The sequence below is a fragment of the Pseudobacteroides sp. genome (genome assembly GCF_036567765.1).
In the GTDB taxonomy this organism is placed as follows: Bacteria; Bacillota; Clostridia; order Acetivibrionales; family DSM-2933; genus Pseudobacteroides.
This window is the reverse complement of record NZ_DATCTU010000129.1, coordinates 25,766-48,760: the sequence shown is the minus strand read 5'-3', so window position 1 is coordinate 48,760 and position 22,995 is coordinate 25,766. Positions and strand designations below refer to the sequence as shown.

21 protein-coding genes are annotated in these 22,995 nt (G+C 34.8%); 1 reads left to right on the top strand and 20 read right to left on the bottom strand.

What is annotated here, in order from left to right:
• Nucleotides 1–64: 64 nt before the first annotated feature.
• From tnpC to thiI, 19 genes are all read right to left on the bottom strand, one after another.
• Nucleotides 65–934, bottom strand: a complete 870-nt coding sequence (gene tnpC, locus VIO64_RS22495; protein WP_331921992.1) for an IS66 family transposase — start codon at nt 932–934, stop codon at nt 65–67.
• Nucleotides 897–1,133 (bottom strand): hypothetical protein, encoded by a 237-nt coding sequence (locus tag VIO64_RS22490; protein WP_331921991.1) that lies wholly within the window; start codon nt 1,131–1,133, stop codon nt 897–899. Before VIO64_RS22490 ends, tnpC begins: the two co-directional genes overlap by 38 nt.
• 138 nt (nt 1,134–1,271) lie before the next feature.
• A complete protein-coding gene (gene tnpB / locus VIO64_RS22485; protein WP_331921990.1) occupies nt 1,272–1,514 on the bottom strand; it encodes an IS66 family insertion sequence element accessory protein TnpB in 243 nt (80 codons plus the stop codon).
• A complete protein-coding gene (tnpB, locus tag VIO64_RS23195; RefSeq protein WP_414705342.1) occupies nt 1,474–1,647 on the bottom strand; it encodes an IS66 family insertion sequence element accessory protein TnpB in 174 nt (57 codons plus the stop codon). Before tnpB (VIO64_RS23195) ends, tnpB (VIO64_RS22485) begins: the two co-directional genes overlap by 41 nt.
• Nucleotides 1,641–1,961 (bottom strand): IS66 family insertion sequence element accessory protein TnpA, encoded by a 321-nt coding sequence (tnpA, locus tag VIO64_RS22480; protein WP_331921989.1) that lies wholly within the window; start codon nt 1,959–1,961, stop codon nt 1,641–1,643. The genes tnpB (VIO64_RS23195) and tnpA overlap by 7 nt, the downstream gene beginning before the upstream one ends.
• A 345-nt stretch (nt 1,962–2,306) precedes the next feature.
• Nucleotides 2,307–3,551, bottom strand: a complete 1,245-nt coding sequence (locus tag VIO64_RS22475; protein ID WP_331921988.1) for a hypothetical protein — start codon at nt 3,549–3,551, stop codon at nt 2,307–2,309.
• A gap of 33 nt (nt 3,552–3,584) precedes the next feature.
• Complete coding sequence (locus VIO64_RS22470) at nt 3,585–5,972, bottom strand: hypothetical protein (RefSeq protein WP_331921987.1); 2,388 nt, start codon at nt 5,970–5,972, stop codon at nt 3,585–3,587.
• A 54-nt stretch (nt 5,973–6,026) separates the two neighbouring features.
• Complete coding sequence (locus tag VIO64_RS22465) at nt 6,027–6,455, bottom strand: type II secretion system protein (RefSeq protein ID WP_331921986.1); 429 nt, start codon at nt 6,453–6,455, stop codon at nt 6,027–6,029.
• A 12-nt stretch (nt 6,456–6,467) separates the two neighbouring features.
• Entirely contained in the window at nt 6,468–7,754 is a 1,287-nt protein-coding gene (locus tag VIO64_RS22460) for a hypothetical protein (protein WP_331921985.1), read from the bottom strand.
• Nucleotide 7,755: 1 nt separating this feature from the next.
• Nucleotides 7,756–8,313 (bottom strand): hypothetical protein, encoded by a 558-nt coding sequence (locus VIO64_RS22455; RefSeq protein WP_331921984.1) that lies wholly within the window; start codon nt 8,311–8,313, stop codon nt 7,756–7,758.
• Nucleotides 8,314–8,333: 20 nt separating this feature from the next.
• Nucleotides 8,334–8,873 carry a hypothetical protein gene (locus VIO64_RS22450; RefSeq protein ID WP_331921983.1) on the bottom strand — a complete coding sequence of 180 codons (540 nt, stop codon included), beginning with the start codon at nt 8,871–8,873 and terminating at the stop codon, nt 8,334–8,336.
• Nucleotides 8,874–8,936: 63 nt separating this feature from the next.
• Complete coding sequence (locus VIO64_RS22445) at nt 8,937–9,386, bottom strand: type II secretion system protein (protein ID WP_331921982.1); 450 nt, start codon at nt 9,384–9,386, stop codon at nt 8,937–8,939.
• 130 nt (nt 9,387–9,516) lie between these two features.
• Nucleotides 9,517–10,728 carry a type II secretion system F family protein gene (locus tag VIO64_RS22440; RefSeq protein WP_331921981.1) on the bottom strand — a complete coding sequence of 404 codons (1,212 nt, stop codon included), beginning with the start codon at nt 10,726–10,728 and terminating at the stop codon, nt 9,517–9,519.
• 28 nt (nt 10,729–10,756) lie between these two features.
• Nucleotides 10,757–11,866, bottom strand: coding sequence for a type IV pilus assembly protein PilM (pilM, locus tag VIO64_RS22435; RefSeq protein ID WP_331921980.1), 1,110 nt, complete (start codon nt 11,864–11,866; stop codon nt 10,757–10,759).
• 143 nt (nt 11,867–12,009) lie between these two features.
• On the bottom strand, nt 12,010–13,065 hold the full coding sequence (locus VIO64_RS22430) for a type IV pilus twitching motility protein PilT (RefSeq protein WP_331921979.1): 1,056 nt from the start codon (nt 13,063–13,065) through the stop codon (nt 12,010–12,012).
• A gap of 17 nt (nt 13,066–13,082) precedes the next feature.
• Entirely contained in the window at nt 13,083–15,731 is a 2,649-nt protein-coding gene (locus VIO64_RS22425) for an ATPase, T2SS/T4P/T4SS family (RefSeq protein WP_331921978.1), read from the bottom strand.
• Between the two features lie 847 nt (nt 15,732–16,578).
• Nucleotides 16,579–17,559 carry an AIR synthase family protein gene (locus VIO64_RS22420; protein ID WP_331921977.1) on the bottom strand — a complete coding sequence of 327 codons (981 nt, stop codon included), beginning with the start codon at nt 17,557–17,559 and terminating at the stop codon, nt 16,579–16,581.
• A 29-nt stretch (nt 17,560–17,588) separates the two neighbouring features.
• Nucleotides 17,589–18,992 carry a VanW family protein gene (locus VIO64_RS22415; protein WP_331921976.1) on the bottom strand — a complete coding sequence of 468 codons (1,404 nt, stop codon included), beginning with the start codon at nt 18,990–18,992 and terminating at the stop codon, nt 17,589–17,591.
• 57 nt (nt 18,993–19,049) lie between these two features.
• Nucleotides 19,050–20,225: a tRNA uracil 4-sulfurtransferase ThiI gene (gene thiI / locus VIO64_RS22410; RefSeq protein WP_331921975.1), complete on the bottom strand. Its 1,176-nt coding sequence runs from the start codon at nt 20,223–20,225 to the stop codon at nt 19,050–19,052.
• Nucleotides 20,226–20,599: 374 nt separating this feature from the next.
• On the opposite strand from thiI, the gene VIO64_RS22405 reads away from it, so the two are divergent.
• Nucleotides 20,600–21,262, top strand: coding sequence for a helix-turn-helix transcriptional regulator (locus VIO64_RS22405; protein WP_331921974.1), 663 nt, complete (start codon nt 20,600–20,602; stop codon nt 21,260–21,262).
• Nucleotides 21,263–21,317: 55 nt separating this feature from the next.
• Here the strand turns inward: VIO64_RS22405 and VIO64_RS22400 are convergent, their stop codons facing one another.
• The gene (locus tag VIO64_RS22400) at nt 21,318–22,889 is read right to left on the bottom strand and encodes a fibronectin type III domain-containing protein (RefSeq protein WP_331921973.1); all 1,572 of its coding nucleotides are present in this window, start codon (nt 22,887–22,889) and stop codon (nt 21,318–21,320) included.
• Between the last annotated feature and the right edge of the window lie 106 nt (nt 22,890–22,995).

Here is a 22,995-nt window from a genome sequence, read left to right as displayed (position 1 = left end):
ATGCTGAAGTGTCACAACCGGATATTAGAGTTGTTAGCAAGGGGTCTGTTATTTTTTGTGAACTTTATTGCTCATGCAGAACCTTGCTATAGCATTCCCTCTTTTTAATTTCTCTCTTAACTTTCGAAGCAGAATCAGCATTGATTATTGCTTTCTCATAAGCACTATAAGCATCCGTGGTCAGATATCCATGAAACCCTTGTAATAGTTGCTTTGCAACATCACCGCTCCGGCTTCTGGAATAGTGGAAGAAAGCTGCCTTGATCTCTTCACACGCTGCACTTCGCATGACCCACATGAAAGAATCACTGCTAGCTTGTTTGCCTTCTTCCTTATTACACTGGATTCTTGTTTCATCCATGTGAAGGACTTCGCATTTTAAAAGCTCCTCATGAATCCGGTTGTAAATCGGATTTAGCCATTCTTCACTACACCGAATCGTCCAGTTTGCCATATTGGATCTTGGTAGCACCAGACCCATACGATACCAGTCGTTTTCCTGCCGGTTGAAAGGAATCCCCATTGCAAACTTCTGATACATGACTTGTGCCACAATGGATGCAGTTGCTATGGAATGTGGCAGAACCGGAGTTGGAACTGCAGCTTTCTGGAAATGGTCTTTGGGATTTTCGCTACCTTCATTTCCGCAGTTGGTACACTTAGCAACTTCCTGGACAACCTGTACCACTTTCAGTTTTGAAGGAATAAATTCCACTTCGGTGCGTATAAGCTTTTTACCAATAACTTTCAGTTCTGATCCACACTCGAAACAGTTTTCTTCCGGAGGAATGATATATTCCTCCACCTCTTTCGGAATATTTGCAAGCATTTCAGCTCTGACACCAGGCTGTCTGGCAGTTCTTTTGTAGCTTGGAACGGTTATTTTTTTCTGTTCCTTAAATAATTCCCTTTGCCAGTTCCTGCGTTGTTTCAAACAGACTTATCTGTTCGCCTGTCTGTCTAGTAATCTCAGAAGGGCTACCAAATAGTCTCTTGCGAGCGTGCAGGAGAGCCTGAATCATGTTTTCAAGCTGGATATTTTGTTTTTGAATAATCTTATCTTTTGCTTCAAGTTCCTGCTTTTGTTTTTCAACTAAAGCCCGAAGCATTTCCAGTTCTTCGTGTTCTGTCAATGGTATACACGTCCTTTTTTACCTGGTTTAAGTATACCATTTTTCAATATTTTTTTCTATATTTTTAGCGATATTAACAGGTAAAAAAGTGCTGATTTTATGCGGGTTTTCACCATTTTTTCGTCATATTCACGAACCCTAATAACAGGTTTTTCCGGCACTCATTTCAACATGATAATGTGCCTTTTTTTGTTCTATATCAAGTCCCTGAAAGAGCCATTCCATCTGCTGGAATGTAATCTCTTTTACTTCCGACGGGCTCTTCGGCCATTGAAACTTCATTCCTTCCAGCAGCTTTTTGCTGGCAAGGATAAACCCATTTTTATCATACCTCAAAACTTTAATAGCTGTTTTTTCTTTTATTGCAGAAGATGAAAGCACATCTATCTGAAAATGGATCGAGTTTAAGCTGTAGGTTTACAATTGCCACCAATCCATCAATCTGCTTCCGAAAATCTGTGGAATTGCAGGCGATGTAGATATGTTCAGCTCCCTGAGTAAATCCACCTAACATGTTGAACGCAGTGTTTTTAACACTGCTGCTAGCAACTGAAGATCAGTCTTTTCGTGTATGTCCAATACAAAATTGTCGTACCGTATTGTGACGTTAGCAGAACCCGGATGCCTTATCATTTCTTCTGGGATTTTCATTTCTGCCCAGCATATATCTGTTGCTGAGCTCTTTTGCTTATTGAGTCTTGTAAGCCAATATTTGTACGTTGACAATCTTATATTGTTTTTTTCACACCATTGCCTAGCAGACAAGCCACTGGCTTTGCAACTTGCAATTGTCTGCTTCCATATTGTCTCGGATTTTCGTTGTGCCATTTTAAAATGCCTCTTGGCTTTATGAGTTTTATATCAGAAATCATAACAGAATTATTTGATAACTACACTACGGTATGTTTTGAAGCACTTACATTTTGAAGCACTTACGGATCTGTTATTTCTACAATGCCCCAATTGTCAAGTAAAACAAAGAAGTTCTTATATAAATATATAAATTTAAGCAAAAAAAATGACCTCTCTGAAAAACAGAAGGCCTTATTTTTGCACTATGTTACTTCATATACCTCTTACCTTAATAGCCACACTCTAAGCTCTTTTATAGCTCAGGATTATGGTTAGCTTTACTGCTATAGATAATTTTTGAACTCACGCATATTAATATCATTATTTTTCAACAATCTGTGATCCAATATTGGTAATACTGTTCAGATATACACTGCTAACCTTAGGTGATTTAACGTCATTATTTAATTCTACAAAATAGTCATATCTATATTTATTTTGCTGACCTATTACACCGCTCATCATTTCAATATTAGCTTCAAACTTTACTATATATCTACTTTGCTTTTTTGTATAGGCTGGATGCGGTACTATTTGATAATCACTAATTTTTAGTATTTTACTCATGTTGGCTTTTAGTGGAAACGAATCAACACTATACTTAGTCTTATATTTATCATCGATTACCATTATTTCATTTTTATCTTTATCAATATTCAGTTTTAATATACTTTTAATATAATCAGCAAAGTCCTTTTGGCTCAGATACCACTTGGATTTTAAGAGATTCATTCTTTCATTATCCAGTTCTTTAATATTTGCAAAAAACTTTTCTATAATTTTTACCTCTGAATCATATCTTTTACCATCTTCCTTATTTAAATATTCTTTACCATCAGTTGCCTTGTCAGTATTTATATACGGAAATCTTTCAACAAACTCATTATTTAACAGCAGTACTCTGTTTTGGAATCCAGGCCTTGTACTAGCTTCAGTTACTCTTTTAATCTTATAGTCACTTCCTTCTTTTACTACATTAACATCGTAACTGAGTACTACTCTAAAATTATCATATTTGTTTTCATCAATAGCAACTTGCTGCTTTTCATAAAGCTTTGTATTTGGATTTTGCTTGTAAGAAGAGTAAAAGTCAATCTCAGGTAAACATTTTACCATCAACTGTATTTTTGTATAATACAAAAGCTCTTCACTACTTTTACCTATATAGGTAGTTTCAACACCCTTATCCTTTAAACCATTTATTAGCTGATATTCAACTACCACCATGCCATTAAGCTCTATATATCTTGGCATATGTATACCTACTTCAGGGTTATTAGCACCCTCAGTTATAGTTCTTTTTGCAATAACTGTCTTTAGGTCATCTGGTATAATTCCTGTATTACTATATTTTTCTATAGGCTGGGAAAACGCTTTTGTAAAATAATCAGATACCAGCTGTTTAACCTTCTTTGTAACGGATGAATTCTCAATCGTTACATTATTGTCTTCACTTGTTTCTGTCTTATCATTTCCACCAAGAAATGACGGCATACTGCAACCTGAACTAAAAATCAGCACTGATGCAATAATTAAAATTAATACTAATCTTACGTTTCTTTTCATAACTCCACCCCGTTTAAGATTTAAATAATTCTACTATTTAAATAATTCTACCAAAATTGAATAAAAATCTTCACTTATATACTGATTTAGAAGAAAATTCAAAGATTTTTCCGGATCTTTGAACCCGCCCAGTTCGAAATTTATAGTAGCAGTGCCGCCTTCAAATACAACAGCTGCAAACTCACCATTATCAAGCATATCTATATTTGATAGATCACTTTCAATAAAAGGCATTCTGTTAACATCAACCGCTGACCCGTCTATATTTCCTGATGCCGAATCATATCCTCTACCGGCAGCGATAATGAATCCATCTAGCCTTCCACCATTAGCCATGATTACCTTACCACGTGAGTAAACAATACCTCTGATAGGCTTATTTATACTTATGGTTGTGTTTGGGTTGTTTATAGCAATAATATAATATTTTGTACTACCAAGTGATTCTATATAGTTGCCTATAGGATAAACCAGGCCACCGGCAGTATTAACCGGAGTAACATTATCCGTAATATCATCATCTAAGATAACAACATTGTTAGTAGTATCGATAGTATTACAATCTGCCAATTTATTGCCAATGTAATCAAAAAATATGCTTGTTCCGTTTGAATCCACCTTTAAAGTGTTATTAATAGTTCCATCCATTTTATTGGTTGTCGAATTATAATTATATGTATATTCTCTCGTAACAAAATCCTCAGTTATCTTCATAAGGGGTTCCTTAATTTTAGGCAAATTTTCATAAACACTTGTATTATACGCATCAAAGTTTCCACCTAGCACCCACAAATTTCCCCAGCTATTGACCCCACCTAGCGAAGATAAATAGTCTTGCTTTTCTTGTTCACTTAAATAATACAATGAGCTCTCAAATTCAGTTTTTGATTTATTTAATAAATCTGGATCTGCTTTCTTAACCTGAGAATCAGCTTCACTTGCCGTTTTTTTCATAAAATACATATGTCCGTTCGCTGCAATTACACTATTGCAATAGCCTTGAATAAAAGGAGCATCAGTAAAATTAGGTGGTGGAGGATTCCTCCCGAAACGGCCATTTGCCAAATTTTCTACAACAAAAGCATCAAACCAACCTTTTATTTGAGCATTTCCAGTATTTGAATTAAATACTTGAATATAATTGCTATACCCCTTTGCATAACCTAAATCATCTTGCTTTTTGATCCATGAGCTATTAACATCTAAAAAATCGAAGAATTTGGGATTTGTTGCATCCGGCTCAAAGTTTTTATATGTAGCTATTTCATCAACAGGATTCCATGCACATGAAACATCTTCAATCTGTGGAGCTTCGATTTTGTTTACTAAATTACCTGTTGTCGGATCAATCCAAAATGTCCCCCCATTTACCATAACGTTACCATTAATTACTATCTTGGATTTCATAGCAGCTTCTATGGAAGCTTCATCTGGATGATGTATAATGGCACTATTAACAATAGCACTTGAGGCATCATGAAATTGATTATTAGATGCATCACCTCTTGATAAACCATAGTAATTTCTGTTTACAGCTATAACAGAATTAAGTCCATTCATTTCAAGATCATCAAAAGTATATGCGTCCTTATATATCAAAATATTATCACGACTACCAAATATCTGCACACATTGAGCTACTGCATTACTCATTATATCTATCCTGCTGTTATCATCACCTGTAAAATCAGGATTGCCACATCTAATAAAAGCTCTAGCAAATGCATTTCCACTTAAGTTTAAAGTACCACCTTGAGTTGCATAAATACCACCATATGTATTTTGCTCAAACTGAGTTGAATGTTTTGGTGCAGTCCCAACAACCTTAACATCACCATTAATTATCGCATTACTGCCTTTTATGTAAAGATCCCCTACTGCATTAACAGCCGCAGGCCTGAAGTGATTCTTAAAATTATCAATTTCAATAACAACTTGTGAATACACATCCGTAGCTGATGATGTGTTAATTCCCTTTTCATATGTTGATGTTGTTATAAAACCGATAGTAACCTTAATTTTATTTCCATTATTAACATATCCAACTTTAAATAAATCTTTTAATATGCTTTGTGCATTTCGTGACGGCTCAACTTCAATATTAGCACCTATAAATGTTTTTACTTTACTTTTTATGTCAGCAATAACCAGGTCAACATACATATCCGGAGTACTATTATAATGTGCGTTAAATTCTTTGTTGGCTACATAAGTTTTGATACGCTCTATTGCCTTTTCTGCGGCTGAACCGCTGGCCAAATAAGAATAACCTATATTTAATTGGCTTTTACTTACCTTAAGCTGTTGTAACGATAGGTTCAATAAAGGCACTATCATCAATAATAACAGCGTAGTAAGTATTATCACGCTTGGTAAAGCCATTCCCCTATTTTTGTACACTATTTTTATGATGCTCTTCATTTTACTCACCCCACTATCTCAATTATTTCCAAATTGCACCAATAAGCAATTAACTCATATCGATACGTATACCTTGAATCTCTGTACTACTTTAAAATCCGTTCCCTTTTTTTTATATAAAGTTATAATATATTCATTTACACCACTAGAAGTTGGAGCTATATAGTCTACATCGTACTTAAAAATTGCATTTTCAGTACTTGCCTGCCCAACTTTAATATTACTAACATCCGTATTTTTTATATTCACACTATTACCATTTACATCCTCAGCTGCTCCGCCTTTTTTTACAATATCTATTACTTCCTGCTGAACTTGCCTTGCAACAGCATTTATCTCTATTTGGTTTCTCGTAAGTTTATTTATCAAAGCAATATTTGCAAACCCAGCCATTAGAGGAACTGTAATAATTGCCAGTAGTGTTACAGATATAATCAACTCCACTATTGTAAAACCCTTTTTGCTTCTTGTTAGTTTCCCCATAACTTATCACCCTTAATTTATGCTTACTTTTTCTCTTTCACTTTTACCTTTAACAACATTACCTGATCTATCTAGTACCTTTATTCGTCCTCCCGGATCAAAAACATTCAAGTGAAGCTTATTAGAAGAATTATTTGTTATTTTGTAATTAACTCGTATTCTTTCATTTTCTTTTATATCACCAACATCCACTTTCAGATCTGCATTTAAATCTCTATTAGGTATACTTCCTGAAATGGTTTTACTCTTTCCGACAGCATAGGTAATTATCATTGTATATTTATTTTCAGTCAAAGTAAGCTGTACATCTGTTCTGCCGGCAGTTTTATACCTGAAAAAATCGTTATATTTATCTATACCTCTAACAAGAAAGTTCTCTCCAGCAGTAAAATAACCAGTCTCTTCCAATATGAAATCTGGCTCTACAACTTTATTATTTTGTGAAGAAGTACTGCTGTTATTATTTCTAACAGCAGTACTATTATTATTTGTCGTTCCAGTATTAGATGATATGGTAAATATCAGGCCTGAGCTTTCGTCATATTTGTTGTATCTGTTTTTACTTGAGTTAAATAGCTTATTAGCTTCCTCAATATCCTGTGTATATAACTTAATTGTTACTTCGACATCATTAAGAACAGTACCTGCAGTTTGGTTTGGAACAGGCGTCGCTTTCGGAGGGCTTGAAGCATTTTTACTTTCCTTTTTAGATTCTACTTTAAATTGAGATATTTTTATTCTCCTTGATCCACCTTCTATATATGAAAGCAATTCCAAAATTTCATTATATGCAAGTTTTGCTTTGAAATCTATTGCAATAGAATAATATTTTGTTCCTTTTTTAGCATTTGCCGGTGCAGTCACTTCATTTCCAAGCCCAGTATTATCAACTTCCGACTTTACTTGCTCAACATTACTGGTTGGCTTATTGTCACTATCCTTGGTAGGTACTAAAACTTCCTCAGGTTGATTAATCTTAACATCAGTTAATTTGTTACCCACAAGTTTTTGAAGTTTTATCATATAGGTAATAGGATCGTACATATCACTACTATTCGGCACATAATTACCTATTCTTTCACTTACCACGTTTTTTGTCTTAAGTTCACTTTTCTTTTGATCTATATTCTCCAGATCCTTTTCCAAAGCACTCTCTTTCTCTTTTGCTTCTGAAAGTTTGGCATTAACAACATTAATTTCAGGTATATAATTGTTTACGAAAACCAAATAAAATACAAACCCATATAGTATTACCCCTAATATTACAAGAAGTTTTATCTCCTTTTTGCCAATATTCATATTACTTTCCTTCCTTTCTTGCAATATCAAAAGTATATTTGAATTGGTATTTTCCATCTTTTAGTTCAATTGTTGAGTCTGCAACTCTTAAATAATCAACTCTTGATATATATGAAATAAATTCAGTTGCACTCATCGGATCAATTGTAGTTCCTTCGATTATAAGATTTTCATCACCAAATTTTATGGCATCTAGAGTACATCCCTTTGTAAGAGAGTTACTAATATAATTAACTATTTGTCCCACCATAATATTCTTATTGTCTATATCAATAACAATTCCATTTTTTTTGCTGATTTCAGCCTTTATCTTTACAATGTCAGAGTTGACTGCTTTAACTTCGTCAAACTTATTGCTGTCAATATTGTTATTAATAATATCCAGCCTTGTATTTTGCATTATTATATATACTTTAGGCAAAACAAGGGAAACCCCAACCAAAGCTAAAACTGCTATGACAAGAGTAACAACCTTTACAGTAGAAACTCCAGATTTTTCTGATTTCACCGGTTCCTGTGGTGTTCTAATGTCATCAGGTAACAAATTTATATCCTTCACACTATTTCCCCCTTACAATTCTATTGTATTTCTTTATATCTAACAGAAAACTCTGTAATTATCGGTTTTGTAAAATTCCTGTTTTTAATTTTTTTATTGGTCTCAACGGGCTTGATGGTCAACAAAATATAACCTTTATCAAAAACCTTTGCCCCGGTATGGGTTTCAGTGTAACTTAAACTATCAATTTGTTTATCAAAACTAGATTTTGATACATCAATATTCCTTGCAACAATTGTACTTCCGACCTTTATGGTGCTGTCAGTACTGTCAAATTTCCAAGTCTTATCGCTTTTTCCTGAAAATTTCAAAGTAATCTCCTTTCCATCTGGATTAAAGATTATCGTCTTTGCACTTTCAATATCTTTCCTAATTAGATGAGTCACATTGGATATCATATTTTCCTGTTCTATAAACCTATAGTTTGACTTATACGAGTCAAAACCATGCATCAACATGGTAGATACCATAGGGAGAACCATCCCCAGCAAGGCAACATAAAGCAAAACCTCAATAAGTGAAATGCCCTTTTTGTTTTTTAAAATAAACCTCAAGTTCATATTATATCACCTTTTTAAATTATCACCCTGGTATAACCAGGGTGATAATTATTTATATTTTTATTATGGAGTAACATCTATAGCATTACTAACTATTGTTTTATCAACTGTAACAGTAACAACCTGATTAGCTGAATCAACTTTTACATTTAAGAAAGCACCTTTTGCACTTAGCTTTGCTTTATCCGCATTTAAATAAGGACCATAGGTTTCAGCTGTACCATCACCATCTGCATCATAATCTATTGTATCTGCTAATGCTGTAACAATAGCATCGAATCCTGCTGACTCACCACCTATTCCGCTCAAATCTGAATCATCAGTTTCAGCTATGTAAGTCTGAATAGCAGTCTGTAAATAACTTGCAGCACCCTGATCTGATTTATCCTTCTGTTTGTTTAAAACACCACCAAATAAGTTTATACTGATTGCAGCAAGGATTGCCAGTATAGCAACAACTATCAATAACTCGATTAATGAAAAACCTTTTTTACTCTTTAACATTTTTTTCATAACTTTTCCCCCTCTGATTTTTGTTGGATTAATTTTTTTACTTTGCCCTTCCGATAAACCATTAAGCATTGTTTATCGTCCACCCCCCTTCATTTTGGTTTATTTATGGACACTTTATTTGATCCCTTTTTTATTCGATGTTCTGATATATAGAAAGCATTGGATACAGAACACTTAATACTATAAATCCAACTAGCACTGCCAACACCATTATAATAGCTGGGTTGATAAAATCAGTCATCATTTTCAATGAAACTTCAACCTCTTCGTCATAGAAATCAGCACATTTATTTAATGAAAAATCCAGATCTCCCGATTCTTCCCCTACTTTAATCATAGACATGACCATGGGCGGGAAAAACTTCATTGACGCAAGAGGCTGGCTAAGACCTCTTCCCTTCTTTATTTCAGAAATAACTTCGTCAAATGCTTCCGAAATTGCTGCATTACCTATAACATTCTGTACAACTTCCATCGACTGTATAAGCATTACCCCACTTGCTATTAGGGTACCTAGTGTTCTTGTGAATCTGGCAGTTATTGTATTCTTAACAACAATCTTTATTACTGGAAGCCTTATTGCGAGACTTCCAAAAAACCTTTTTCCGTTTTTGGTTTTTGAATATGATCTTAAAAAGAAGACTGTGCCTCCAATTGCAAGAAATACCGCCCACCAAAACATCTTGAAGAAACCGCTTACAGCGATTAGTATCTTAGTAAATATAGGCATCTCAACACCAAAATCACCTAATGCTGATGTGAAGGAAGGAACAACGAATGCCATAAGGATTATTACAACTATTACTGCTATTGAAACCACTATGATAGGATAAGTCATTGCACTCTTTATTTTTTGATTTAACTTGTACTGCTTTTCCATCTGCTCCGCCAGCCTGTTAAAAACCTTGTCCAACTGACCGCTGACTTCACCGGCTTCTACCATTGTTACAAATAATCCGGGAAATATGTCGGTTTGTTTTTTCATTGAAGCCGACAGCGAAATACCCTTTTTTATATCATCACCTATATCTGTTATAACCCTCTTTAATGTAGGGTTGGTTGTTTGCTCCTTTAAGATATCCAAACATGCTGCTATTGGTATCCCTGCTTCAAGTATAATAGCAAACTGTCTTGAAAAAATCGATAAATCCTTTATTGTAACTCTCTTTTGAAATATCTTTATCTGCGATATATCTGTAAAAGCGTTTTTTTCCTTGATCTCGACTACTGAGTAGCCTCTTTCAATAAGCATTGCGGAAAGGTCTGACTCTCTTTCAACCTTGGCCTCACCTGTGAAAATCTTACCTGATTCATTTTTGACCCGATAAGTATATAACGGCATTTATTGAACCCCCAAACTGATTTCTTATTTATAATGCTATACCTATGGCGTTTATAAGGTAATTTATCTTTTCAATGTTTAGCTCCGGTGCAAATTCAATTCCTCTGACATCAACATAGTTTATTGGATAAGTAGGTACGCCGAAGGCTTCTTCAAAATACTCCCTTATTCCTTTAAGCTTTGAACCGCCTCCTACGAGAAATATCTTGCTTATTTGTTCTCCACCGCATCTATCTATGTAAAAATTAAAGCACATTTTTATATTCTTTGTTATTTCACCGATTACTTTTTTGGAACATTCACTACACTGCCATTCAAGATCGTTATTTGGATCTCTGTAAGCTACCATTCCATACATCTTTTTGTATCTTTCTGCCTTTTCAGTATCACGACTGTCTAAAGTGAGTTGTTCCATAATAACCTGATCTATATTACTGCTACCTAAGAGCACAACCCTATTAAATTCGGGAATTTTGTTTTTAAGAATATTCACTATTGTGGTTTCCGATCCTAAATCAATAACCGCCACTGTATTGGTAGATGTCTTTGGAAACCTCTGTTTTCTTGATAATATATCAGTTTCTTTAAACTCTATATCCTTTTGGAAAAATTTCGATATGCTGTTCGCCGGAATATCAACTGAGACCGGCTTCAACTTAAGCTCCTTTAGTATCTCTATGTAACTGTTTATTATATTTTTAGCTACAGCTGTTACAAATACTCTCATTTTCTCCTTGCCGCCGTCATTAACAATGTCCAGCAACTTATAACCCACACGGTGCTCATCAAAATTTATCGGAAGAAAATTGTGAATTTCAGACCATACCTTTTTGTCAACTTCCTTTTCTTCAACCTTATCAACCATTATTATTCTGGTAATAATATTTGTACCTGATACAACTATCTTAGCTTCTTTAGCACTTAGATCATGCTCATCAATGACTCTCTTAATCTCAGAAACAACTCTTGCCTTATCTTTAATTGCCCCATTCTTAATACACCCCTTTGGGGTATCTCCTATACCATAGTTGATTACAATTAAATCATTATTTTTCTTTTTTCTGAGCTGAATTATTTTTATGTACCGGAACCCTATGTCAATGGTCATAAAATCACTTGAGAAAAATTGCAATGCCATCTTATGCACCTCATTATAAAAATCAGATTTAGAAGAGCTTTGGTATTAATACTATATGCTATAACTAAAATTATATCATAGTAACTTATATTATATCATGATTTATCTTAAAAAGCCATCTAAACCCACCAAATTCGAAATAATTATGTAGAGAGCAGTTTTTTCAAATTATCTATATCAAGTGCATATTGACAAGCACTTTCAAAGTCTATCAGCTTTGATCTATAAAGGTTTGCAACACATGAGTCCATTGAGTGCATTCCAAACTGGGAACCTGTATGTATACAGGTATTAATCTGCGGAGTACGGGACTCACGTATCAGATTGGCTATTGCTGGTGTCCATATCATGACTTCAGTTGCTAATAATCTTCCTCTTCCATCAGCTCTTTTTATGAGCTGCTGTGAAATAATTCCCATAAGAACAGTTGAAAGCTGGCTTCTTACCTGAGACTGCTGATATGGAGGAAATACGTCAATAATTCTGTCAATTGTTTTTGCAGAGCCTACCGTATGTAATGTTGACAGTACAAGGTGACCTGTTTCTGCTGCAGTAAGTGCTGTAGATATTGTTTCTTGGTCACGCATCTCTCCTATGAGTATTACGTCAGGGTCTTCTCTTAATACAGCCCTCATGGCATTTGAATAAGTCTTTGTATCACCGCCGATTTCTCTTTGGTTGATAATACTTCTGTTATGTTTATGTAAAAACTCTATGGGATCCTCTATTGTAATAATGTGACATTTTTTCCTATTATTGATATAATCTATCATTGCTGCAAGTGTAGTAGACTTACCGCTTCCTGTAGGCCCTGTCAGAAGGACCAGACCTCTTTGCTTCATCGCCAGCTCGGCAGTTATTTCAGGCAAACCCAGGTCTTCAATTTTAGGTATTTCAGTAGGAATTGTTCTCGCTGCTATTGCATAACTTCCTCTTTGCCTGAATATATTTATTCTGAATCTTGCTATACCAGGAAGAGAATATGATGCATCAACCTCTCCTGTCTCAACCAGATTGTTAAACAAATCACTTGAAAGGCATTGCTTAGCCATTCTTTCGCAGTCTTGAGCCGTCAATACAGGCTCATTTAAATATATAAGATCCCCATGTATTCTTATAACCGGTGATACTCCGGTACATAAGTGAAGGTCAGATGCATTATTTATAACTGTCTGCTGTAGCAAATAATTCAGATTCATCTTTTCATCCTCACATTCTACTCTTTAGAATAAGTAACACGGAACATTTCTTCCACTGTTGTAACTCCTGATATAACAAGCCTTGCACAGTTAGCCCTCAATGTTTTCATACCATTTTTAATAGCTGCAGCTTTAATTGTATCGGATGTTACATTCTTTGCAATAAGATCTCTTATCTCATTACTTATCGTCATTATTTCATATATCGCAATTCTGCCTCTATAACCTGTGTTATTGCAATTTGGGCATCCCTTTTTGTTATAAATCTTTACTTCTTCATTTTCATCTACTTCCAAAGCATGCTTTTCAGCTAATGTAGGAGTGCACTCCTCCTTGCATTTAGGACATAATCTTCTGACAAGTCTCTGTGCTATGATACCTACAACAGAAGATGATGCAAGGAACGGCTCTATTCCCATATCTATCAGTCTTGTTACAGTACTAGGTGCATCATTGGTATGTAGTGTGCTTAAAACAAGATGGCCTGTTATAGCTGCTCTAATTGCAATTTCGGCTGTTTCGCCATCACGAATCTCTCCAACCATAATAATGTCCGGGTCCTGTCTTAAGAAAGATCTTAAAGCTGCTGCAAAAGTAAGACCTGCTTTAACATTAACCTGAACCTGATTAACACCTCTAACGGTTGATTCCACCGGGTCCTCTACAGTCATTATGTTAACATTCGGTTTGCACAGCTCCTTTAATGCGGTATATAATGTAGTGGATTTACCACTTCCAGTAGGTCCTGTAACAAGTACAACACCATGCGGATGGGATAAAATGCTGTCGAACTTCTCCAAGTCATCTTCAAAAAATCCGAGATCTTTTTTAGATACGTTGAATCCCTCTTTATCTGCAATTCTTATAACTATCTTTTCACCAAACATGGTGGGGAGTACAGATACACGCATGTCATATGCAGAATTATCTATTTTCATTGAAATTCTACCGTCCTGGGGAACACGTTTTTCCGCAATGTTGAGGCCGCTAATGATTTTTATCCTGGCAACAAGGGACGGGAGAACCTTTTTATCGTATTTCATGATCTCTATAAGCTGACCGTCAACCCTGAACCTTATCATAACACAATCCTCATAAGGCTCTATATGTATATCACTGGCATGGCTTGCAACAGCTTTATTAAACACGATATTAACCATACGCACAATTGGTGCATTGTCTACATCACTTATTTCAATGATGTCATCTTCTTCCTTTGCTTCTTCGTTTATTTCTACGTTTATTTCTTCATTTACCTTTTTTATCTCTTCTTCCAAATCAATGGCAACTTTTTGCTGCTCTTTGGGATCTTCCTTTTTAGCTGCAGCTGCCACTACTTTTGATACTTTTTCATAATGATTGTTTAAAATCGTAACAATCTGATCTTCATCTGCTAGAAGGGGTATTATTTCCATACCTGTAGCAAGTCTAAGATCATCAACTGAGAATATGTTCATTGGGTCGCTCATTGCAACCTTTAAAGTGTTATTTTCCTTTTCAATGGGAACTAATTTATGTCTCCTTGCAATGTTTTCATCTACTGCAGAAACAATATTGCCTGGTATATTAGCATTTTCCAAGTCTACATGAGGAATCCCCATCTGCTTTTCTAGGAATTCGTACAATACTTTCTTCTTTATGTAACCTTCTTTTGCAAGTATTTCCCCAAGTCTCTTCCCTGTTCTTGTTTGAATATCCAAGGCACTATCAAGCTGCCCTTGAGTGATAACACCAGCTCTAACAAGCTGTTTGCCGAGTCTCTCTTTAAATAGCGATGGCTTATATTCACTTTCATCATTTATAAACATGGATCCGGTATTTCCAACCTTGAACTGACTATCCGGAGAAAAAGACGGTTCATTTGAAATCATTCCGGAACCGGAATCTTCTATTTTATCAGAACTGCCATTATCATATTTTACATCTGATATGGAACTTGTATCTTCAATTTCACTTTCTAACTTAAAATCGGATGCTGCCTGAACTTCATTACTTGTATTATTATCAAATGAAGGATTATTCAAATCCATGTCATCATCAAAATTATATTCTATTTTTTCATCTGTCATAAAACTATTTTGATACTGCATAAAACCGTCGTAATCATGATTGTTCGGTATTTGAGAAGCAGCTGTCTCAGCATTTGTCTTCTCATAAGAAATGTTCGCCAAATCCTGTTGAGTATCATTTGCTTGATTATCATCCTGGCTGATATTATTATTTACACTTTTAGCAAATATTTTAGAAATAAGATTTTCTATATGTTTTGCGTCTGCAAAAACAGGCTTAATATCAAGGCCCGTTGTAAGCCTAACATCATCCGTAGCAAATATATCCGTAGGATCTTTCATCGCAACAATAAGGGTATCACCGTTTCTTTCAATAGGTATCATGCAATATCTAGATGCCATATTTTCACCAATGAGAGTAGGGATGCTGTAATCGCTGAAATCAAATTTTGAAAGATCTACAAATTCCATTTCCATCATTGATGCACTAGCATTTACCAAATCACTTTGAGTGACTAATTGGAGCTCTAGAAGTATATCTTCAATTTTTTTACCTGTTTCTCTCTGAATACCCCAGACTTTTTTAAGCTGTTCAATATTCAAAAGGCCTTTTTCCAAGAGAATCTCATCGACACTCATTTTGCTCTTATCAATCATGTCAGACCTCCCCAAATAATCACTAATAATCTATTAAATGAAACATTGCTTCCACAGAACCTACAGCTTTTATATTACTCACAAAATAGTAAGTATATAGTAAATATCAGCACTTGCAATATTGATTTATTCTAAACCCTATTAATGGAAACCAACTCAGACTGGCTAGAAAGCATTCTAGTCATTAACTCCTAGCAAGTTTACTATTTCCCTAAAAATATAAATCAAATATTCAAATTGTTATTAAACTAATTTATTTAAATTACACTTGTGACAATAAGGCATTTATATTAAAACCTATTAACAATTGCTTTATTTACAATAAAAAATAGCTGTTAATACAATTTAAATTAGCAAATTCATAAGAATAAGCCATACTTATACATTTAGAAAATATTTAGCAGGAGCATTATATACTTTTAGCAAATATTATTAATTAGAACTGCATTGATTTATCTTTATAATATGTAGATTATTATTACATAAAAATTTTAAACAATCAACCTTTTTATGAATATTGTTACTATTTTGGAAATCACCTTTCAGGTGCTAACCAAGTCTAATCGTTTGGGTATGTTCCTTTTTAACCGCCGAGGATCTTCCATCCTGTTATTATGTACCTGAATATCTTTACTGCTTTTATATTTTTATTTTATGCTTCAATAAATGATAAAATTACATAATTATTATTTTACATCCAATCTCATAACCTGCTGTTTAAAGGAATCTTGTAACTTGTTATATATTTATTATAAATAAGTATTTAAAATTTTACAACCACTTTTGTATGATAATTCTTTTGATTTCATGATATATCTTTTTAAATATAAATTTTTTCTAAATAATATTAAATAATTTTAAACAATTCATCGGTTTCTGGTTCATCAATAATCTCAATTCCGTTCCGCCCATATAACACCCGATTTGTCCCATGAGTTACCTTGCCTATTAGTGCCGCATTAACCCCATTTTTATTTAATTCACCGATAAGTGCTAACCCATCAGCACACGTAATAAGTAAACTTCCACTTGAAATAAGCTTAAGAGGATTAATATTAAGAATATTACAAATTAGAGAAGTTTCATCCTCAACAGGTATCATCTCTTCATAAACTTCCATACCGACACGCGACGCCTCACCAATCTCCCAAAGTGCTCCCAATATACCACCCTCAGTGACATCATGCATGGAATTAACCCCGAATCTTCCTGCAATTACACCTTCCTTAACAACACTTATTCTTTTGACAAAATCCTTCGCTTTATCAATTTTATCCTTTGACATTCTTTCACGAAGGAGTTTCTCATAATCCGATGCAATTATAGCCGTTCCTTCGATACCTGCCGACTTAGTCATTACAATATCATCACCCGGTTTAGCACCTGATGTTGTTACCAGCTTATCCTTAAGTATTTTAGCAACTGCAGTACTAATAATTACAACCTGGTTTACAGCTGCAGTAATTTCAGTATGTCCGCCTATAATATCCACATTGAGCACAGTTGCAGTATCGCAAATTGATGTCATTATTGTTTCTATATCTTTCTCAGTAGTTCTTGGAGGTGCAAGTAATGTTATGAGAAGTCCTAGGGGTTCAGCTCCAGATGATGCAATATCATTGCACGCAACATTTACAGCTATGTTTCCCACCTGATTTACGGCTCCTGTTATAGGGTCAGTTGTAAGAACACAGGCGTATTCCCCAAAATCAACTGCACAGCAATCTTCCCCTATTCCAGGCCTCAAGAGTATTTCTTTTCTATTATTATTTAATTTACCCAATACAATTTCCTTTAATATACTGTTTGGTATTTTTCCTATATCCATTTTTCCCACCCTAACTTTAAAATATCTCTTTAGTATAGTTTACCGAATATACCGAACTCATCAAACGGTCCATATTCTTCACGCACAGCAATTTTGCCTACTTTAACCTTGGCTTTAACAGGAGCATATACATCCTCAGATATTTTTTCTCTATTTATAAGCTCCCCATCTGCCCCGTAGGTTTCCCTGTAAAGCAACACCTTATAGCCGCTCTTGGGCTGACGAATTATTTCACGCTCATTTACAAACATTTCATCAGAGTATTCCACTTCTTCACCCTGTGGTTCATATTTCTCTACAACTTGAGATTTTAACACCACTCTCTTGCCCTTTTCCTTATTCTTTCCAAGGATGAAAACCTTAAGTTCATTTCCTTGCACCCTGGAAAACAAAGCAATTGGATAGTCGTTACTGTTCCTGAATCTAAAATCTATATAATTTTCCGCTATTGTGGCATCCCGACCCATATCAATATAACCTAATGGCATAGAATGATGGACCCTTTCCAATACCTTAAGCTTGGAAAGTAAAACTGCATTGTAAAGCGTAGTCGTTACCTGACATACTCCGCCGCCAGTACCCTTTACAAGTTCATTCTTAAAAATAACAGGTGCCTCTTTATATCCATTTGCAGTTGTTCTAGGGCCTAAGGACTCATTCATGGAAAAATCCTGACCGGGCATTAACAGTATATCATTTATTTTACTGCATGCAAGTTTTATATTGTAGCTTCTGTTAGCATCCTCGGGATTAAATCTAGTAGAAAAACTTCCCATAACATCTTTAATGTCATTTATATCGGTTTCCCATACTTGAGGTTCCACCTCCTCGACAATCAGATCAATAGATGTAAAGTTTTTTTGTTCAAGATTGGAAGCCCAGACATCCAAATTTTTATTTAAATCAAGCTTTTTACCCATTTCATGCTTTAGAATTGTAATTTCCCCATTCTCAAACTTAACAACTGCATTCTTTTCCTGTCTGTCGACCTCTTTTTTGATATTCCCCAAAATGTTAATCATTGCACTTTTGTCATAGCTAACACGTAAAAAAATCTGCTCTTTTTTAAACCTGGTTTTCACTATGCTATATAACCTGCTGAAGATATTTCCTTTTCTTCCGATACTGTACGCTTCTTCAATTGCACCTTTAATCATATAACTTATACCAATATCTGCAAATCCATATTCCCATACATTGTCACCAAATGCCAACACTACCTTTTTAGTCGGATTCATTTTATCTACAGCTACCTCTAAACGTTGGTGGGCAGTATTGTAATCAAGGCGTGATACATCAATCCCCTCAATGGAAATACCCGAGTGTATTCTCCTGTCTTTCAGAACAACTGCCGAAAATATGAAAATACATACTGTTATAGTAGAAACAATCAATAAAATAACTTTTTTTCTATTCCAATTATTTTTCAGCATTCTCCATATCCTGTTTTTATTAAACCTCCTTATTATAAATATTCATATTAATACCATTTATACTGTAATTCTGATTATTTCTGTATTTCCTATAGCTTTTTTAATCAAATCTTCTATATTTAAAAGCTCTTCCGACTTTAATATTTTTTCCAGTTTTGGTTTAGTCTTCGGATGTTTTGCTACAAATACCGTACAACAATCTTCATAAGGAAGTATAGATGTCTCAAAAGTCCCAATCTTCCTTGCTCTATCAATTACTTCATTCTTATCCATTCCAATTAAAGGTCTGAACACAGGCATGTCCACAACGATGTTCGTAACAGCAAGACTCTGGATAGTCTGACTTGCTACCTGCCCAACGCTTTCACCTGTAATCAATGCCATGGCACCGGTTGACTGTGCTATTTTTTCAGCAATCTCCATCATGACTCTTCTCATAATTATAGTCAACTCATCCTCAGGGCATTTACCATTTATTTCCAGCTGTATATCGGTAAAAGGTACGACATGGAGCTTTATTTGCCCACAGTATGAAGCCAATATTTTTGCCAGCTCAATTACCTTATCCTTAGCCCTCTCGCTGGTATACGGATAGCTGTAAAAATGGACCGCTTCTATCTCGACGCCTCGCTTTGCAATCATCCAACCTGCAACGGGGCTGTCGATCCCTCCAGAAAGCAGCAGCATTGCCTTACCGTTTGTACCTATAGGCATACCTCCATTAGCAGGAATTATCTCTGAATATATGTATGTAAATTCCCGAACCTCAATATAAAAAATGAAATCAGGATTATTTACATCAACCCTTAAATGCTGATTATTTTCCCAAATATGGCCACCAAGCTCTCTGCTGATTTCAGGTGACTGCATTGGAAACTTTTTATTCCCCCTCTTTGCTTCTACCTTAAAGGAACTATAGCCTTTTTTCTCCAGAAGGTCTCTTACCATTTCAAGGGAACGCTCTTTAATAACATCAAAGTCCGATTCAATCTTTAGTACCGGACTTACTGAAACAATTCCAAATACCTTGGTAAGTCTATCTATAGCTTCACCATAGTTATATTCATCTTCCAGAGGCTCAACATATATTCTGGCTTGGGATCTTATAACCGCTATTTTACCTAAGCTTCCAATTGATTTTTTTATATTGTTTACAAGCTTTTCTTCAAAAGCTGGCCTGTTTAAGCCCTTTAAAATTATTTCCCCAACTCTTACCAATATAACTTTTTTCATTTTATCCTCCGACTTTATGTTTTGCATAAATAGATTTTAATATACTTCCAAACAATTTTAACACAATATCTCTATAATGAAAAAATAATATTTCTAATAAAATTAATATTTTTTATTAAAATTTGATATTTTTTTGGCTTTTTTTAAAAAGAACTATTGTTAACCCGACTTTACAATACTATAATATAAATATAGCTATGTTTACAGCTTGATTTAAGTAAATAGATTTATGCGTCCATAATGAATGTAAAATTTGAAAATACTATTTGCTATTTTAATTTCTTTTTGTATAATATAATTTGATTTACCAAAACAGTACAAGATCCCTTGCGATTTTGTCAATTGTGACAATTAATAATTTCTGGAGTGATTACATGGGTCATTTAAGTAATTTGATTAAAACCAGAAGGCAAAGTGCCGGTTTCTCACTTAGAGAATTCTCAGAAAAATGCGGCCTGAGCCATACCTACATCAAAAATCTCGAAGAAACAGATCCAAGAACAGGCAAGGAGATTGTTCCTACCGTAGAGTCATTGGATAAGATAGCACGTGCCTTAAATATGACTCTGGAAGAACTGTTAAAAGAGATCGGCTATATTAAGAAGGATACTAGCATAAAGTTTGAGGGTTCAAACCTTAAAATGATCAGAGGTAGTAAGTCATACAAGGATATTACCGATGATATTTTCTCAAAAACCAATAGGAAAATAGACCCTTCAATTTACGAGGACATTGAAAAGGGAAATGACGAAAATCCTTCCCCTATATTGGTTGATATTTTAGCTAACTATATCGGTGTTGACAGATCATTCTTTTATCGCAGGAATAACTCCGATGATTTAAGGAGAGCACAGCTCAGTGAACCTTATCGTATTTATGATGATCGTAAAAAAGGACCTTTGGATCACATAAAAAACGAAGAATTGAAGGAGTTCATAGGCAACCCTGAAAACGTGGACTATTTGCTTCTTGCCAAAGAACTTAAAAGCAAGAAGATAAAGGTTAAGTTTATACGAGATATGATATTTGATGACTAGAAAGTTTTGATTACTTTTAAGACCGGCTAATCGACCGGTCTTATTGTTTTTACCCCTACCTTTTGTCTTTTTTATCCAACAAATCAATTACATGCTCAGTCTTTTCTTCCATGAGGAGTTGTTTTATTGTATCAAGCTCAGCTTCACGCTTTTTCTGGTTAATCCGAATCTTCTTTTTCATTTTTATAGCGGCCATTATAAGCCACGCTAGAAATGCAATGGTTATAACAAAAACAGAAAGCACTATTTTTGTTTTTAAACTGATACCGCCAGTGCCAGTATTGCTTGCCATATGGGTTTCAACATCTTCTCCCGGTACTTTAACAGTTGGTTTAGCATCTTCGGTACTCATAACACTGCTTCTTCCTGTAGCTTCAACCGGGTCTTCAATCACTTCCTTAGAAGGTACTACACCGATCTCCATATTGGTTGGCATATTGGTCGGAATATCTGTAGGAGATATTACGGCTGATTGAACTGCAACAGGCAGTGCATCTGCAATAGGACTCTGTTCCGAAAGCTTTCTTATTATGTTATATGCTTTTATGTGATATGTATAGGAATCTTGAGGCTTTAACCCCGTATCTTTAAACTTGCAAGCCGATGTGGTATTAATAAGCTTGTTATTTCTATAAACATTATAAAGTACACTTCCAGTAGCATCCTTTGTGCTTGACCATTCCAGAACTGCATAATTTTCTTTTCTCTCAGTTACCTTAAGATGGGAAGGTGCCGCAGGCGGATAATCACAATATCTCTGGTCTGCCCAAAACTCAATCTCAGAAATATTGGGAGACTGCTTGGAGTCTACTCTCTTGGTGTAAAATCTCCAATATCTTTGCTTTATCGGAATGGATAGGATAATGTCCTCCCAATTTTCAAATCCAAGATCTCTTCCTTTTCCGTACACCAGCTTATAAGTACCTGATTTTGTGTTTAGGTCTCCGATAGAATCGGCAGCTTCCAAAACAAGCCTGTCCGTCTCCTCAACCCCTCTCTCCTTTCCAACAAAAAACCTTATTCTATTTATGATAACCGATAAATTCCCCATATCAACAATAATATTAGACGGGTTGTTACCTTTAAAATATGTAGCTGGATTCTCATCTAAAGTGCTATCTACATTATTATTTATAGAATTATCCGCTTGAACTTTTATGGAATCTGATTTTACAAAACTCATCATATCCAATTTTATTCCCTGATAGTAAGACCATAATTGCAATTCAGGTATCGGTATGAAATCATCTCCTCTGGATTTCTGTATGGTGAACTTCCATATCTTTCTTGTAAGAGGCGACATTAACTCCATTTCATCCCAAATGGCATCAATTGTAGTATTCTTTTTTGACACCGCCAGTCTATAAGAATCGGTTTTGTTATCCAAATCAACCTGACTGTCTGCACACTCAAGCCACCAATAAAAAACCGTATCATAATAGCCTGGCTGGCCTAATGATACCTTAGCACTACTTATTTCAACTTTTTGAGGAAACTCAATCTGGACCCAGGCCGGATTGACCTTTGCTGTAAGTGCAAGTGTATTTATATCTCCATCAAAACAGTTTCTTGCCGTTCCTTCATCAATAGGGCATGAAGTAATACGTGCTCCTCCAAGCTCCGGCATATACGGAAATCCCGCACTATGAGCACATATTGAATTTAAATATATAATAAACACAATACATATTGATAATTTTAGAAGAGTACCAATTTTTTTCATATATCACCTT

Coding starts and splice junctions, on each gene's coding strand:
- VIO64_RS22440 (WP_331921981.1), bottom strand. CDS start 10,728: ATGCCGTTATATACTTATCGGGTCAAAAATGAATCAGGTAAGATTTTC.
- VIO64_RS22475 (WP_331921988.1), bottom strand. CDS start 3,551: ATGAAAAGAAACGTAAGATTAGTATTAATTTTAATTATTGCATCAGTG.
- tnpA (WP_331921989.1), bottom strand. CDS start 1,961: ATGGCACAACGAAAATCCGAGACAATATGGAAGCAGACAATTGCAAGT.
- VIO64_RS22400 (WP_331921973.1), bottom strand. CDS start 22,889: ATGCCGGAGCTTGGAGGAGCACGTATTACTTCATGCCCTATTGATGAA.
- VIO64_RS22470 (WP_331921987.1), bottom strand. CDS start 5,972: ATGAAGAGCATCATAAAAATAGTGTACAAAAATAGGGGAATGGCTTTA.
- VIO64_RS22415 (WP_331921976.1), bottom strand. CDS start 18,992: ATGCTGAAAAATAATTGGAATAGAAAAAAAGTTATTTTATTGATTGTT.
- tnpB (WP_414705342.1), bottom strand. CDS start 1,647: ATGTTAGGTGGATTTACTCAGGGAGCTGAACATATCTACATCGCCTGC.
- VIO64_RS22450 (WP_331921983.1), bottom strand. CDS start 8,873: ATGAACTTGAGGTTTATTTTAAAAAACAAAAAGGGCATTTCACTTATT.
- VIO64_RS22420 (WP_331921977.1), bottom strand. CDS start 17,559: ATGGATATAGGAAAAATACCAAACAGTATATTAAAGGAAATTGTATTG.
- VIO64_RS22460 (WP_331921985.1), bottom strand. CDS start 7,754: ATGAATATTGGCAAAAAGGAGATAAAACTTCTTGTAATATTAGGGGTA.
- VIO64_RS22425 (WP_331921978.1), bottom strand. CDS start 15,731: ATGATTGATAAGAGCAAAATGAGTGTCGATGAGATTCTCTTGGAAAAA.
- pilM (WP_331921980.1), bottom strand. CDS start 11,866: ATGGCATTGCAATTTTTCTCAAGTGATTTTATGACCATTGACATAGGG.
- VIO64_RS22465 (WP_331921986.1), bottom strand. CDS start 6,455: ATGGGGAAACTAACAAGAAGCAAAAAGGGTTTTACAATAGTGGAGTTG.
- VIO64_RS22405 (WP_331921974.1), top strand. CDS start 20,600: ATGGGTCATTTAAGTAATTTGATTAAAACCAGAAGGCAAAGTGCCGGT.
- VIO64_RS22430 (WP_331921979.1), bottom strand. CDS start 13,065: ATGAATCTGAATTATTTGCTACAGCAGACAGTTATAAATAATGCATCT.
- thiI (WP_331921975.1), bottom strand. CDS start 20,225: ATGAAAAAAGTTATATTGGTAAGAGTTGGGGAAATAATTTTAAAGGGC.
- VIO64_RS22445 (WP_331921982.1), bottom strand. CDS start 9,386: ATGAAAAAAATGTTAAAGAGTAAAAAAGGTTTTTCATTAATCGAGTTA.